The 15,042-nt window shown below is 51.3% G+C and carries 11 protein-coding genes; 4 read left to right on the forward strand and 7 right to left on the reverse strand.

What is annotated here, in order from left to right:
* On the reverse strand, positions 1 to 2,616 hold the full coding sequence (gene leuS / locus ACT53G_RS01275; RefSeq protein WP_379077472.1) for a leucine--tRNA ligase: 2,616 nt from the start codon (positions 2,614 to 2,616) through the stop codon (positions 1 to 3).
* A 302-nt stretch (positions 2,617 to 2,918) separates the two neighbouring features.
* Here leuS and ACT53G_RS01280 point away from each other — a divergent pair, with 302 nt between their 5' ends.
* Complete coding sequence (locus tag ACT53G_RS01280) at positions 2,919 to 5,138, forward strand: TonB-dependent receptor family protein (RefSeq protein ID WP_476168482.1); 2,220 nt, start codon at positions 2,919 to 2,921, stop codon at positions 5,136 to 5,138.
* A gap of 54 nt (positions 5,139 to 5,192) precedes the next feature.
* On the opposite strand, the gene adk is transcribed toward ACT53G_RS01280, so the two are convergent.
* The 5 genes from adk to ACT53G_RS01305 all read right to left on the reverse strand — a co-directional run bounded on the left by adk (position 5,193) and on the right by ACT53G_RS01305 (position 11,520).
* On the reverse strand, positions 5,193 to 5,846 hold the full coding sequence (adk, locus tag ACT53G_RS01285; protein WP_194747172.1) for an adenylate kinase: 654 nt from the start codon (positions 5,844 to 5,846) through the stop codon (positions 5,193 to 5,195).
* Positions 5,847 to 6,002: 156 nt separating this feature from the next.
* Positions 6,003 to 6,782: a 16S rRNA (adenine(1518)-N(6)/adenine(1519)-N(6))-dimethyltransferase RsmA gene (gene rsmA, locus ACT53G_RS01290; protein ID WP_476168483.1), complete on the reverse strand. Its 780-nt coding sequence runs from the start codon at positions 6,780 to 6,782 to the stop codon at positions 6,003 to 6,005.
* Positions 6,779 to 7,777 (reverse strand): 4-hydroxythreonine-4-phosphate dehydrogenase PdxA, encoded by a 999-nt coding sequence (pdxA, locus tag ACT53G_RS01295; protein WP_476168484.1) that lies wholly within the window; start codon positions 7,775 to 7,777, stop codon positions 6,779 to 6,781. The genes rsmA and pdxA overlap by 4 nt, the downstream gene beginning before the upstream one ends.
* 36 nt (positions 7,778 to 7,813) lie before the next feature.
* Positions 7,814 to 9,130 carry a peptidylprolyl isomerase gene (locus ACT53G_RS01300; RefSeq protein WP_409934462.1) on the reverse strand — a complete coding sequence of 439 codons (1,317 nt, stop codon included), beginning with the start codon at positions 9,128 to 9,130 and terminating at the stop codon, positions 7,814 to 7,816.
* The gene (locus ACT53G_RS01305; RefSeq protein ID WP_476168485.1) at positions 9,130 to 11,520 is read right to left on the reverse strand and encodes an LPS-assembly protein LptD; all 2,391 of its coding nucleotides are present in this window, start codon (positions 11,518 to 11,520) and stop codon (positions 9,130 to 9,132) included. Before ACT53G_RS01305 ends, ACT53G_RS01300 begins: the two co-directional genes overlap by 1 nt.
* A 198-nt stretch (positions 11,521 to 11,718) precedes the next feature.
* Here ACT53G_RS01305 and ACT53G_RS01310 point away from each other — a divergent pair, with 198 nt between their 5' ends.
* Genes ACT53G_RS01310 through ACT53G_RS01320 form a run of 3 tightly spaced genes read left to right on the forward strand, consistent with a single transcriptional unit; the run spans position 11,719 to position 13,806 of the window.
* Positions 11,719 to 12,687, forward strand: a complete 969-nt coding sequence (locus tag ACT53G_RS01310; protein ID WP_275356960.1) for an aminoglycoside phosphotransferase family protein — start codon at positions 11,719 to 11,721, stop codon at positions 12,685 to 12,687.
* 2 nt (positions 12,688 to 12,689) lie between these two features.
* Entirely contained in the window at positions 12,690 to 13,355 is a 666-nt protein-coding gene (murU, locus tag ACT53G_RS01315; RefSeq protein ID WP_476168762.1) for an N-acetylmuramate alpha-1-phosphate uridylyltransferase MurU, read from the forward strand.
* Between the two features lie 22 nt (positions 13,356 to 13,377).
* Positions 13,378 to 13,806 carry a phosphate-starvation-inducible protein PsiE gene (locus ACT53G_RS01320; RefSeq protein ID WP_194747166.1) on the forward strand — a complete coding sequence of 143 codons (429 nt, stop codon included), beginning with the start codon at positions 13,378 to 13,380 and terminating at the stop codon, positions 13,804 to 13,806.
* Between the two features lie 29 nt (positions 13,807 to 13,835).
* Here the strand turns inward: ACT53G_RS01320 and ACT53G_RS01325 are convergent, their stop codons facing one another.
* On the reverse strand, positions 13,836 to 14,864 hold the full coding sequence (locus ACT53G_RS01325; RefSeq protein WP_476168486.1) for a diguanylate cyclase domain-containing protein: 1,029 nt from the start codon (positions 14,862 to 14,864) through the stop codon (positions 13,836 to 13,838).
* Positions 14,865 to 15,042 lie beyond the last annotated feature (178 nt).

Below are 15,042 nucleotides of genomic sequence, written 5' to 3' on the forward strand. Positions count from 1 at the left end.
CTAAGCCACCACAATATTAATCAGTTTGTTGGGCACGACGATGATTTTTTTCACGCTGCCTTCATTCAGGAATTTTTGGACGAAGTCCTGATTAACGGCAGTCGCTTCAATCTGCTCTTTGGCCATGCTCTTGGGGATGCTGATGCTGCCACGCAGCTTGCCATTGACCTGCACCACGTATTCCACCTCGTCCTGTACCAGGGCTGAGTTGGCTGGTTCTGGCCATTTGGCAGACAGAATGTCTTCGCCAAGTTTGAGCGATTGCCACATGACTTGCGTGATGTGCGGTGCAATCGGTGATAACAGGCGCAACAGGATGCTGTAGCCTTCAAACGCCACGGCGATCCAGTCTTTTTCTGCCTCTTTTTGCACTTTCTCCAGCGTGTTGAGGATTTTCATGCAGGCAGAGGCCACCGTGTTGAACTGTAGCTTGCCCAGATCGACATTGGCCTGTTTGAGCACGCTGTGCACTTCACGTCTGTGGTTGGCCAGCTCGCCGGTCAGTTTGTTTGGCAGGTCAGCCGGTGTTTGTTGGGACAAGACATGGCCAAAATTCCATACCCGTTTCAAGAAACGGTGTGAGCCTTCCACGCCACTGTCTGACCACTCCAGCGTTTGTTCTGGCGGCGCCGCAAACATCATAAAGAAGCGGGCAGTATCCGCGCCATATTGTTCAATCAGCGATTGCGGGTCGACGCCATTACGCTTGGACTTGGACATGGTGCCTATGCCCTGGTAGTCAATAGCCGAGCCATCTTTGAGCAGCTTGGCACCAGTCACCTTGCCGTTGTTATCGTGTACCAGCTCGACTTCTTCCGGCGCAAAATATTCAATACCGCCTTTAGCCGTGCGGCGCGAGAAGATATGATTCAGCACCATGCCTTGTGTCAGCAGGTTGGCAAATGGCTCATCATAATTGACCAGGCCGAGGTCGCGCATGACCTTGCTCCAGAAGCGGGAGTAGAGCAAGTGCAGAATTGCGTGTTCAATGCCGCCAATATACTGGTCTACCGGCATCCAGTGATTGGTCTGTGCATCCACCATGGCTTCATTGCTAAAGCCTGAGGCATAGCGTGCGTAGTACCAGCTGGAATCGACAAAGGTGTCCATGGTGTCAGTTTCGCGCTTGGCGGGCTGGCCACATTTGGGGCAGGTGCAGTTTAAAAAGTCTTCGCGCTTGTTGAGCGGATTGCCTGAACCATCCGGGACACAATCTTCCGGTAATTTCACCGGCAGCTGGTCGTCGGGCACAGGCACATCGCCACAGCTGTCGCAATGAATGATCGGAATCGGGCAACCCCAGTAGCGCTGACGGGAAACGCCCCAGTCGCGCAGGCGCCAGTTGGTCTGCTTGCCGCCCAGATTTTTTTCTGCCAGATCAGCTGCCACAGCCTCAACTGCTTCTGCGTAGCCCAGATCGTTATATTTGCCAGAGTGGATACAGACGCTTTTGGTTTTATCACCGTACCACTCTTGCCAGGCTGCCAGGTCAAATTCCTGACCGAGCACGCTGATCACTTGTTTGATCGGCAAATTGTATTTTTTGGCAAAGCCGAAATCACGTTCATCGTGCGCAGGCACGGCCATCACGGCCCCTTCCCCATAGGTCATGAGGACATAGTTGCCTATCCACACCGGCACCTGTTCGCCGGTCATCGGGTGGGTGACGGTCAGGCCGGTGTCCATGCCTTCTTTTTCCATGGTGGCCATGTCGGCTTCCATGACGGAGCCTTGCTTGCATTTGTCGATAAATGCTTGCAGCGCCGGGTTTTGTTGCGCAGCTTGTGTCGCCAGCGGATGCTCGGCTGCCACGGCACAGAAGGTCACGCCCATGATGGTGTCGGCACGGGTGGTGAATACCCACAGTTTGCCGTCATCAATCAATTGGCCGTCATTGTTTTTGATGTCGTGCGTAAACGCAAAACGCACGCCCACGCTCTTGCCTATCCAGTTGGCCTGCATGGTTTTGACACGCTCAGGCCAGCCTGGCAGTTTGTCCAGATCATCCAGCAATTGCTGTGCGTAGCCGGTGATGTTGAGGTAGTAGCCAGGGATTTCGCGTTTTTCTACGATCGCCCCCGTGCGCCAGCCGCGGCCATCAATCACCTGCTCATTGGCGAGCACGGTCTGGTCGACCGGGTCCCAGTTCACCACCTGGGTTTTTTTGTAGGCGATGCCTTTTTCCAGCATGCGCAAAAACAGCCACTGGTTCCATTTGTAATAGTCAGGCTGGCAGGTGGCCAGCTCGCGGCTCCAGTCGATGGCAAAGCCCAGTGACTTCAACTGCTTGCGCATGTAGGCAATGTTGTCATATGTCCATTGGGCTGGTGGCACGCTATTCTGAATCGCCGCGTTCTCGGCAGGCAAGCCAAACGCATCCCAACCCATGGGTTGCAACACGTTAAAGCCTTTCATATGGTGATAGCGGCTTAATACGTCGCCGATGGTGTAGTTACGCACATGCCCCATATGCAACTTGCCACTTGGGTAGGGGAACATCGACAAGCAATAGTATTTGGGCTTGTGACTGTCTGCCTTGGCCTGAAAACTCAGCTTGCTGTCCCAGTGCTGTTGGGCCTGTTGCTCGACTTCTTTAAATGGATACTGCTGTTGCATGCTGAAATGGGTTTGAAATAAAAAACAAGATTATACCTGACTAAGGTTCTGCTGGATGGTAGGGATGATTTTCCTGAAGCGGAATTTTTAACGCCTGCATATCCACGCAAGTGGTGGTTGATATTAACCAATTCTGAATCGGATTGGTTTTTTTGGACCAGTGATTAAATTGATTTATCATTAATATATAGCAATAAAATAGATTATTTTTATAATAATCATATGGTTAATAATTATCGCGATATGTTGGCATGCTGTTTGCAGCCTTGACACACTCTGTTGTCATTTTTGGGGTTACACACATGCAAAAACCAAGAAAAAAACTGATTGTCGTTGCGACGGCATTTTCATTACACGCCTATGCGCTACAGGGGCTGGCAGAAGACCAGTCTCAAGGGAGCAAGTCGGTGGCGCTGGATAAACTCGAAGTCCGTGGCATTTTGCCAGACCGCCTGGACTCCGTGCCGGGGTCATACGATTTAATTGATGAAAAAGCACTGATGGAGCGCCGCCCATTCTCAATTCAGGAAGCGTTGAACAATGTGCCTGGTGTGAATGTCGTGGGGGAGAATACATTTGGTTTGGGCGTGAATATCGGGATTCGGGGATTAAACCCTCGCCGGACTTCACGTACCTTGTTAATGGAAGATGGGATGCCTATCTTTCTGGCGCCTTATGGGGATCCGGCAGCACATTACACCACACCGCTTGAGCGTGTACAGCGTATTGAAGTTGTAAAGGGGTCCGGCCAGATTCTTTATGGACCACAGACCGTGGGCGGCATGATCAACTTCGTGACTCGGCCTGTGCCAACGGATGGTCAAGTGCATGGAAATGTACAGGCGACGTTGGGTAACCATGACTTTAGCAGTCTTTACGGCACGATAGGCGCTGGTGATGAGCGTGGTGGACTGATGATAGATGCCCTACATAAAAAAGGCGATGGCATCCGCAAGCATCATGACTTTGAGATTCAGGAGTATACGGCGAAAGGACAGTTAAACTTGTCGGACAGACATACGTTGATTGCTAAAGCCAGTTATTTCCGCGAGGACTCGCATGTATCAGAAACCGGTTTGGGCCTTGTGGAGTATAACGAAGATAAGTATCAGGCACCTACTGGCAAGAATGATGTGTTTCAGCATGAGCGGACTACCTTTCAATTGCAGCACCTGTTTCAGGTCAATGAGCAGGTGAAATTGAGTACGCAAGCGTATTATGCAAAATCTGAACGGGCATCATTCAGGCAAATCAACAACCCAGGTGAAAATGCGGGTCGATCCCAACTGGAAAGATGTCCAGCAGGCATTGGCGGTAATGGTAACCCTAATCTGGCGTTAGCTGATCAATGCGGCGGGCGTTGGCGGCCACGTGAGTTTGAATATTGGGGGATTGAGCCACGTCTGGATATTCAACACAGCCTATTCGGGATCGAAAGTAATGCAGTATTGGGCTTCAGATATCATAAGGAAGACATCGATCGTAAACAATATCGTGGTGATGACGCCCGTTTCCAACATCTGGGTTTTGCCCAAACGACCTTGCCACGAGAAGATATTAAAATTGAAGTAGAAGCAAAGTCCTATTACGCACAGAATACCTTCTATGTTGGAGACTGGACATTTACGCCCGGTTTGAGACTAGAGGATATCCGGATTAAAACGGATGTGATGCGTGCAGATGGTAACCCCCAAAATAACCCTGAGTCCAAGTTAACGAATAATCAAACTAAGTTATTGCCAGGATTGGGTTTGACCTGGAATGGCTTTGAGAAAACAACTTTATTTGCGGGTGTGCACAAAGGTTTTGCACCACCACGTCCTGACCGTGACCTTTTTGCTGAAAATGGTGCGAATACAGCCGTTGTGAGTAAAACCAAGCCAGAGGAGAGTATTAATTGGGAGTTAGGTTTAAGATCGAGTTTCTTTAAAGGCGTTACATTTGAGAGTACCTTATTCCACACGGTCTTTGATGATATTGTCGTCGCTGGGCCTGTACAGGGCACATTCATTAATGGTGGTCAGTCTGAACAGAATGGTATTGAGTTTGGTGGTCGAATTAATTTTGGGCAGATTTACAACACTTCGCACAACTTCTACATCGCAGGCTCTTACACTAACTTGTTCACTGCTAAATTTAAAAAAACCAATGCAGCAGCTAATATTGTAGACGGTGATCGCTTGCCATATGCCCCTCGGCATCTTGCTTCTTTAAGCTTTGGTTACGAGCATCCGGTTGGTCTTGATGCACGTATCGGGGTGGATTATGTGAGCCGTCAGGAAGAGGATGTGTCCTTCAGAGCCGGCCGTAATAGTGCGAATGTATTGCGAGGGGTGACAGGTGATATTCCATCTTACGCGCTCATTAACGCGACTGTGAATTACAGACCGGTTGGGAGTCGCATGACTTATTTTGCTAGCGCTTATAATCTGGGTGATCGCGAATATCTTGCTAGCCGTGTCGATGGTATGGTGGCAGGACGCCAGCGTCAGGTGTTTGGTGGCATACGTTACGATTTCTAATCGTAACGTCCATAAAAAAAGCCCGCAACTTGCGGGCTTTTTGATTTGAAGAAATTATTTCAATGCTACAAAGATTTCTTCTTTAATGGTATTCAATTCACCCAGGCCATTGACCTTGACGTATTGCGGCGCACCACTGACGCCGGATTTGGCCCAATCAGAATAGTAGCCGATCAGTTGCTCGGTCTGGTTGTGGTAAACCTCCAGACGCTTTAATACCACTTCTTCCTTGTCATCATCGCGTTGTACCAGGTCTTCGCCGGTGACATCATCTTTGCCTTCCACTTTTGGTGGGTTGAATTTGACATGGTAGGTACGACCTGAAGCCGGGTGGCTGCGGCGGCCACTCATGCGCTCAACGATGGCAGCGTCCGGCACATCAATCTCAACCACGTAGTCAATGCCTACGCCGGCCTGTTTCATGGCTTCGGCTTGCGGAATGGTGCGCGGAAAGCCGTCAAACAGGAAACCATTGGCGCAGTCGGCATCTTTAATGCGTTCCTTAACCAGGCCGATAATGACTTCGTCTGGTACCAGGCCGCCTGCATCCATGAATTTTTTGGCTTCAAGACCTAATTGGGTGCCTGCCTTGACTGCTGCGCGCAACATATCGCCGGTGGAAATTTGCGGAATATTGAATTTTTCTTTGATAAAGGTAGCTTGTGTCCCTTTACCGGCACCAGGGGCGCCCAGCAGAATCAAACGCATAACATGCTCCAAAAATGGGTAAGAATAAAAAAACAGAATTATATCAGGCTCTGTTTTAAAGCAGATTTAAAATCAGCTTAAGGCTGCACACAATCGCAAATTGGCTAGCCTCTGCTAAGTGACTATTTTGTTATTAACTTGTTGATATGAATGGTTTTATGATTGATTTTGGCTTGCCAGATAATTGCTGATCGCCACAAACTCGGCCACGCTGAGATTTTCGGCGCGTAACTGCGAATCGATATTCAACGCGCTGAAGCCTGCATCATCCAGCAGTCCTTTCAGTGTGTTGCGCAAGGTTTTGCGGCGCTGGCCAAACGCGGCGGTGACCACTTTGGCAAACAGGGCTTCGTCCGTCGCCGGGAAAGGCAGGCTGGCGTAAGGCACGCAGCGGACAAAGGCAGACTCGACTTTCGGTGCCGGATCAAAGGCTTCGGGCGGCACGGTGACCAGATATTCCATCTGCAAACGGTATTGCAGCATGACCGACAGGCGGCCATATTCAGCGTTGGAGGGGGCGGCGACCATACGCTCGACCACCTCTTTTTGCAGCATAAAGTGCATGTCTATGATTTGCGCCGTGTTTTCGAGCAGCTTGAACAGGATGGGGCTGGAGATGTTATAGGGCAGGTTGCCGACGACGCGGATGCGTTCACCCAGGGTGCCGAAGTCAAACTTGAGCACATCCGAATTGTGGATGGTCATTTTTTGCGCCGGATAAAAGCCTTGCATCCATTGAATGATGTCACGGTCGATTTCGACGACGTGCAAGTGGTTCAGCTGTTTGAGCAAAGGCTGTGTCATGGCGCCCAGCCCCGGGCCGATTTCCACCATCAGATCCTCCGCTTGCGGATGAATGGCATTGATCAGGTTCTGGATAATGCTCTGGTCAATCAGGAAGTTCTGACCAAACTTTTTCTTGGCGATATGTTTCATTTGTGGTGAGTCTTGCGGGTATGCGAAAGTGCAATGGCGAGCTGGATGGCGCTCAGCATGCTGCCGATATCGGCTTGACCGCTGCCCGCAATATCCAGCGCCGTGCCGTGATCGACCGAGGTGCGGATAATGGGCAAGCCCAGCGTCACATTGACACCTTGGCCAAAACTGGCATGTTTGAGCACGGCCAGGCCCTGATCATGGTACATGGCCAGAAACGCATCGGCATGGGCCAGGTTTTTCTGCGAAAACATGGTATCTGCGGGCAGGGCGCCTACCAGTTGCATGCCCTCTGCGCGCAACTGTGTCAGCACCGGGTTAATCGTGTCGATTTCTTCCATGCCCAGATAGCCATCTTCCCCTGCATGCGGGTTCAGTCCGGCGACATAGATGCGTGGTTGCGGGATGCCGAAGGTGTGTACCAGATCATGGTGCAAAATACGCAGCGTGGTGGTGAGCGAGGCTTGCGTAATGGCGGCGCTGACTTGGGTCAGTGGTAAATGGGTGGTCGCCAGAGCCACGCGCATGCCTCCCCCCACCAGCATCATCACTACTTGTGCAGTGCCTGTTTTTTCTGCCAGATATTCGGTGTGGCCAGTAAATGCAATGCCGGCTTGGTTGATGATGCCTTTGTGCACGGGGGCGGTCACCATGGCATCAAATTCCCCGGTCTGGCAACCTGCCAGCGCGCGGTCCAGCATCTCTAGTACGGTGCGGCCATTCCGGGGATCCAGTTTGCCTGCTACGACGGGGGCGGCCGTTGGGATGGGCAGCACGGTCAGCGTGCCATCGCCTGCGTGGGAGTGACGTGGCCGGACGTCCGTGTGTATGGTGAGTGGCATGCCCAGTTGCGCAGCGCGTGCCTGTAAAGCTTGCGGATCAGCCAGTACCACAATCTCTGCTGGCAGGGCGGTATGCGCCAGCTTGACGCAAACATCCAGGCCGATGCCTGCAGGCTCGCCAGACGTAATGGCAATTTTGGGCAAAGCGTTCATGGATGGTGCAGATGCGCCGGTTTCAGTGCGCTGCACTTAAAACTTGTCTTCCAGCCGCATTTCGACAAACGCCTTGTCGCGCAACTCATGAACCCAGTCGTTGTAAGCTTCTTCAGCCTTGCGTGCACGGATTTCCTGACGCGCTTTCAAGCGTTTGGATTCTTTGGACATGTCCTGTTTACGGCGCTCCAGCACCTGGATCAAATGCCAGCCAAACTGGCTACGGACAGGGGCGCTGACTTCGTTGATGGCCAATTCTGCCATGGTTTTTTCAAATACCGGCACGGTGTCACCCGGGCTGATCCAACCTAAATCGCCACCGTTGGAGGCGCTGCCATCGTCCGAATACTGGCGTGCCATGTCCTGGAATGGTGTACCGTGGTCTATACGCTCTTTAATGCCTTCTATTTTCTGTCTTGCTTCCTTGTCCGACAACACCTCGTTCGGTTTGAGCAGAATATGGCGGACATGGGTCTGGTCAACAATCAGCGTACTGGCGCCCGCACGTCTTTCATTGAGCTTTAGGATATGCACACCGCTTGCACTGCGGATTGGGCGAGAGATACCGCCGGGCTGCATGGTTTTAACCAGTTCAAGAAACTGGGCAGGCATCTGCTGACCACTGCGCCAGCCCAGGCCGCCGCCGTCCAGCGCATTTGGTGCATCCGAAAAGTTGGCCGAGGCTTTTTCAAAACTCATGCCGTCCGCCAGCGCTTTCATGATTTGTTCGGTACGTGCTTTGGCTTTTTGAATGTCGTCTGGGCCGCTGTCTTCGGGCAGGCGAATCAAAATCTGCGAGATGTTAAATTCATCCAGTTCGCCTTCTTTTTCCTGTGTCGTCAAGTAGTTATCAATTTCCGCTTCAGAAATATTTACTTTGTTATCAACATCGCGCTCGCGCAGACGGGCGATGATGATGTCATTGCGGATATCTTCACGGAATTTGTAAAAGTTGGTGCCATCTTCTTCGAGCGCTTTTTTAAACGCAGGCAAGGTGAGGTTGTTTTGTTCGGCAATCCGGTCTATGGTTTTGTCCAACTGCGCATCATCCACCTTGATGCCAGTTTGCGCTGCGAGTTGCAATTGCAAGCTATCGACAATCAGCCGCTCCAAAATCTGTTTCTGCAACGCTTCATCGGGCGGCAGGTCAGCGCCTTTTTTGAGCATTTGTGCTTTCACATATTCCATACGGTTCAGCATTTCACGCTCGGTAATTACGGATTGATCGACCACGGCAATAATGCGGTCCATTTTTTCAATCGGTTTTTTTTCTGCCGCGAATAAGGTTGCAGACTGTGCTGTGATGAGCAAAGCGGTACTCAACGTGAGGATTAAATTCAGTATATGTTTCATCATTGCGCGTTCTGGTCTCTGTAAATTGCCGGGATATCATAAGTGCGCATATAAGTTGGGATATTGCGCTTGATCACATTCAGCGGGTTGGCACCAATAGAGGTCAGCCCACCGAGTTCGAGTTGAAAAAACATGCCGTAGTTCGCATTGGCCGTCGCTGTTTGCACACGTTGCATGACAGCACGTGCCTGCCAGCAGCCCGCATCATACTCAAGTCCGCCCAAAAACTGTACTGCATTGGCGTCACGGATAGAGTAGTTCAATCGGCTGATGCCGTACCAACCGGAGCCTAGTGGCCATTGCGCTGAAGTATCGATTTGCTCCAGCGTGTTAGCCGTGTAACGGTAGCCGAAGGTAAACGATTTGCCTGGTTCAGGGTTATAGCGCAGCAAGTAATTGTTGCGCTGCATATTGCTTCTTTCTGTATCGTATTGCCAGAAAGTATCCAGATTCAAGCGACTGGAGAGCCTTGCCGTGAAGCCAGCCAGAATGTCCGAGGATTTACTGATACTGGTGGTGGTATTGGGTAGTGTGACTTTCTGGTCTTCAAAATAATAGCGCTGCGCCAGCGTGCCACTCAGGCGCTCAATGCCGGTTTCACTGTCAATCAGACGGCTGGTGAGGGCCAGTGTCATCTGGTTGGCATTATTGACACGGTCATCGCCACTGAACTGATTTTCATAAAAAATCGAGTTCTGGTTCAAGGTGTTGAGCGAGGTGTCAAAAATCGGAAGCTTGCTCTGGTCTTTATAAGGGATATACACATAGTATGCCCGTGGTTCCAGCGTATGCGTATACGTGGTATCAAACAAGCTGGTCTGACGGTCAAAATACAGACCAGAATCCACGCTCATGATAGGCAGCGTACGATTCAACTGATTGTATTCCTGAGAATATCCTACTGGTATATTGTTGCTCAAACTGTATTGCGTACTTTGCACACCAATTTTTGGCGTCACATAAGCGTAAGAGTTTTTCATCGGGTATGAAATCGAAGGGTAGACACTCATGCGACTGCCGCTAGGCTTGTCTACCATGCCATCCATGGTTTGAAAGTTAACGTATTGCGCCCCTGTCTGAACATGGAAACCTTTGAAATCATCGTTGTAGGTTAACGTAAGCTGAGGTAATCGCTGATAAACAAAGGACACGTTATCCAGGTTTTGGTAGCGCTGAAGGATGCCGTTAAAGGTGACGTGCTCACTGTTGTAATTGGCAAACACGGCTTGTTGCAAGTTCACGCGAGAAGTGACCTGAATCCGGGTCGCCAGGTCTGAAAAGTAAGTATCATCAGAAACCTTTTCAAAGCTGTAGCCGCCAGACCAGTGACTGCCAAAGCTTTGTAAATGCGTGAGCTTGGCGTAGTAACGGGTTTGCCCCGTCATGTTGTCTTTATCCAGATACTCCAGGTTGTTGATGCCGGAATAGGTTTCGCCCAGATAGCGGAACTCTCCTTGCAGTTGTAGGCCGCGCTTGCTGAAGTAGTTGGTGGATACCGTGGCATCCATATCCGGGCTGATATTGATATAGTAAGGCGTTAAAAGCTGAAAACCGCTCCGCGAGGTCGTGCCCCACAAGGGTGCCAGAAAGCCGCTTTTACGTTGGTTGTTATACGAAAAGCTCATCCAGGGCGTGTAGAGGATAGGCACCCCTTTGAATTCGACATAGGCATTGGTTGCCACGCCGGTTCTGGAGTAATCGTTCAGTTCCAGGCTATTCGTTTTGATATACCAGTCATCCACATCCGCTGCACAAGAGGTATAGCTAGCGCCTTTCAGGCGTTTGATGTTCTGGCCTTCAAACAGCACCTGTTTGGCGGTGGCGCGAATGTTGTCAAATGCGTTGCTTTTGGTGCTGGCCTGGGTGCTGTAAGACTGATTGTCTTCCAGATATCTTTTCGGGTCACTGAGCAAAATTGCCTGATCATTCAGCAAGGGACTACCGTCCTCATCGTTGGGCGGTGGCGGGCTACTTTTGAACTCAATGGATACATCACGCATTTCACCGATGTTTTCGCTCAGGCGCATGCGCAACATCGGGCCGGTGATTTTGGTTTGACCGGCGGTAATCACCGCATTGCCTTCGACTTGCAATTCATCGTTCTGGATATCGTAGCGAATATCATCGCCCGTGACCTGTTGCCCGTCTTTGCGCATCACAGCGTTGCCCGTCGCACGCATTTGACGGTCCATACGCAGTTGCAGGGTGTCGCCTTCAATCTCAATCGCACCTGGCAAGGTGACCGCCTCTGCCAGCTGAATTTTTTCAGGGGCAGCCTCTTCCTCAGCGCGCAAGTGCTCAGGCGAGAGTGTGCCTATGGCCAGCAATGCCAGAATCAGGCGGATCCCGCGCTCCTGAAAAGTAGATGAGTGAACGTGCAAGTTATTCAAAGAGTGATCGTTTCGGTCAGGCCTGCCGTTGGCAGCGTAATTATTACGGCGAATTTTGGGATGTTAGCCCGATGCCTTGTTTCAATTGCGCTATATTATTCATGAAAACGCTTAAAAAGTCATTTTTCCCTTAAAATGGCTGCCGCATTTTCATCGCAGCGGCCACCAGACAGGCCTATTCAAGATTCGGGATATTTTGTGGATAGAACACAGCACCTTCAGCAATGGCTGACAGACGTACTTCAGCAACCCTTTACGCTCAGCACGGCTTCCGCCGATGCCAGTTTCCGTCGCTATTTCCGCGTACATCTGGCCGCAGAAACCCTGATTGCCATGGATGCGCCACCGCCCCAGGAGGATTGCCGTCCTTTTGTCCGCGTGGCCGAGCAGTTACTGGCCGCGGGGTTGAATGTGCCCAAGATTCTCGCGCAAGACCTGGAACAAGGGTTTTTGCTGCTCAGTGATCTGGGCAATGACACCTATTTGTCGCAGCTCAATGCCGGTAATGCCAAAGCCTTTTATGGTGATGCATGCCAGGCCTTGATCAAGATGCAACTGGCGACCCAGCCCGCCGCTTTGCCGCCTTATGACAGTGCGTTGCTCATGCGTGAGTTACAGTTGTTCCCGGAATGGTATGTGGGCAAGCATTTGGGCAAAACGCTCACTCCGGAGCAGCAAGCGGTGATGGACAAGACATTTGCCTTGCTGGTCGACAATATTTTGCAGCAGCCACAAGTGACCGTGCATAGAGACTATCACTCGCGCAACTTGATGGTTACCGCCGAGCATAATCCCGGCGTGCTTGATTTTCAGGATGCCGTGATCGGGGCGATTACTTATGACCTGGTTTCGCTGTTCAAGGATGCCTATATCCACTGGGATGAAGAAATCATGATGGATTGGGTGGTCCGTTATTGGCAGTCTGCCAAGCAGGCGGGATTGCCCGTGAATACTGATTTTGGTGAGTTTTATCGTGATTTTGAATGGATGGGCGTTCAGCGGCATATCAAGGTGCTGGGGATTTTTGCGCGGCTGTATCATCGGGATGGCAAGGCGGGCTACCTCAAGGATATGCCGCTGGTGATGCAATATCTGCAAGCCGCTTGCGAGCGCTATGTCGAGTTGCGTCCTTTCTTTAAGTTGCTGAAGACGCTAGAGGCGGCATGAAGATGCGCGCCATGATTCTGGCCGCTGGTCGCGGTGAGCGCATGCGGCCGCTGACCGACCACACGCCCAAACCCTTGCTGGCAGTGGGCGGCAAGCCCTTGATCGTCTGGCATATTGAGCGCCTGGCACAAGCGGGCGTGACTGAGATTGTCATTAATCATGCGCATCTGGGGGCGCAGATTGAAGCCGCGCTGGGCGATGGTGACCGCTGGCAGGTGAATATCAGTTACAGTGCAGAAAGTACGGCGCTGGAAACTGCGGGGGGGATTGCCTATGCCTTGCCGCTATTAGGGACGCAACCATTTCTGGTGGTGAATGGCGATGTCTATACCGATATTGACTATGCACGCCTGGCGCTCCCCGCCGGTAAACTGGCGCATCTGGTCATGGTGGATAATCCGCCACAACATCCGGCCGGAGATTTTGGCCTGGTCAATGGCCTGCTGCAAGAAGACGCCAGCCATAAGCTGACGTTCTCAGGTGTGGGGGTTTATCATCCAGACTTGTTTGTAACGGTGACGCGCGGGCAGCCAGCCAAACTGGCGCCGTTATTAAAAGCCGCCATGCGGCAGCAACAAGTCAGCGGGCAGCACCATGCGGGGGTCTGGCATGACATTGGGACGCCAGAACGATTAAAACAACTGGATGAATGGTTAAGCAGATCATAACAAGCAGCAAAAAGGGAGCATCATGAAACCACCGTACGAGCATAAAACAGACAAGCTGGCGCATCAGGCCTTGATGTGGATAGAACGTTTAGGGTTGGGGCTGGTGACACTGGCCACCTTCTTTTCACTGGCGCATGAACTGTCGCGTATGTGGAACGCCGGCATGGTCGGCCTGGGCGATTTGTTGCAGCTGTTCCTGTATCTGGAAGTCTTTTCCATGATCAACAGTTATTTTGGCTCTGGCAAATTGCCGATGCGCTACCCGATTTATATTGCCATGGTGGCCCTGGCGCGGTATTTGTTGCTGGATATGAAAGAAATGACAGAGACGCATATGCTGGCAGTGTCTGCCGCGATTCTGATTCTGGCCGTTTCGGTCTTGGTGATGCGTTTTGGCCATGCCCGCTATCCTTATGAGGATATTCCCCAGCAAAAACGGGATTTGTTGTAATTGGCCGCTGAGGTCCTCAGCGGCACGGCTCAGGCAGCAACAAGGGCTTCGCTGGACAGGGTGACACGGTTGCGGCCATTGGCTTTTGCCGTATACAGGGCCTGATCGGCACGGCTGAACAGGTCCTCTGGCTGTTCGCCAGGCTGGTAGGCGGCCACGCCCAATGAGATGGTGATGTTGGAAATCATATGCTGCGTGATGGTGTTTTTGATATTGATCGCTGCAACTTTATGCCGGATTTGCTCGGCGATTTCACGCGCGGTTTCCAGCTGCGTATTCGGTAGCAGCAACACAAACTCTTCACCGCCATAGCGCGCCGCCGTGTAGCTGTTGCCGGCAACGGTTTTAAAAATGCTGGCAACTGCCTGGATCACTTTGTCGCCAAACAAGTGGCCATAGCTGTCATTCACCTTTTTGAAGTAATCAATATCCGCAATAATCAGGCTGGTATCGACGATGTGCTGTTGCAGGCAATCGTGCAGCGCCACGTCAAAGCCTTTGCGGTTCATGAGGCCAGTCAACCCGTCTTGCAAGGCTTCTTGTCTGGCCTTGATCATTTCGTTTTTGAGCGCGTCCACCTCTTCCAGGCTTGAGCTCAATTTGCCTTGCAAATGGTTGAGGCTATTGGTCATCATCAGCGTTTCTGACAGCAATGAGTCCAGTTGCAAAGCCAGTTGCGGTTCCTGCTGCTGGATCTCGTTAGACCAGGCATCCAGGGTTTTAGTGTATTCGCTTGTTTGCAGCCCGGTTTTTTCGGTCGAGCTGCGCATTTCGGTGACGACTTGGCTGAAACGTTCTACCAGTTTTTTCGCATGATCGGTATCAATGCCGGCAATATGCTTGTTAAAGACATGGGCCGTGCTTTTTTCATTGAGTTTTTTTTCTTTTTCAATCAGTGCGTTGACCTCATCAATCAGGCGCGCATGTTCGCCGGACGAGTATTCATACCAGACTGCATAGCTGACTGGATGAAAGGCGGCATCCTGCATCGACATATGGTGGATGGCTTGCCGCAGGTGCTCTGCACTTTTTTCTTTGGTGACTTCGTATTGCATCATGGTTTTCCGCGATGTTCAGTTCAACACTAGGTAATCTTTATTTTTGATTAGGGCATACTGGATAACATATCGGCAGCTGCACAGAATTCTTGAGGCCAGGCCCTTTGCCTGCGAGGGCCGACAGTTTTTTAGTAGAATAGCCACGATGATTCCAAGTTGATCCCGCATTAAGTAGCCC

Source organism: Methylophilus sp. DMC18, assembly GCF_056314005.1.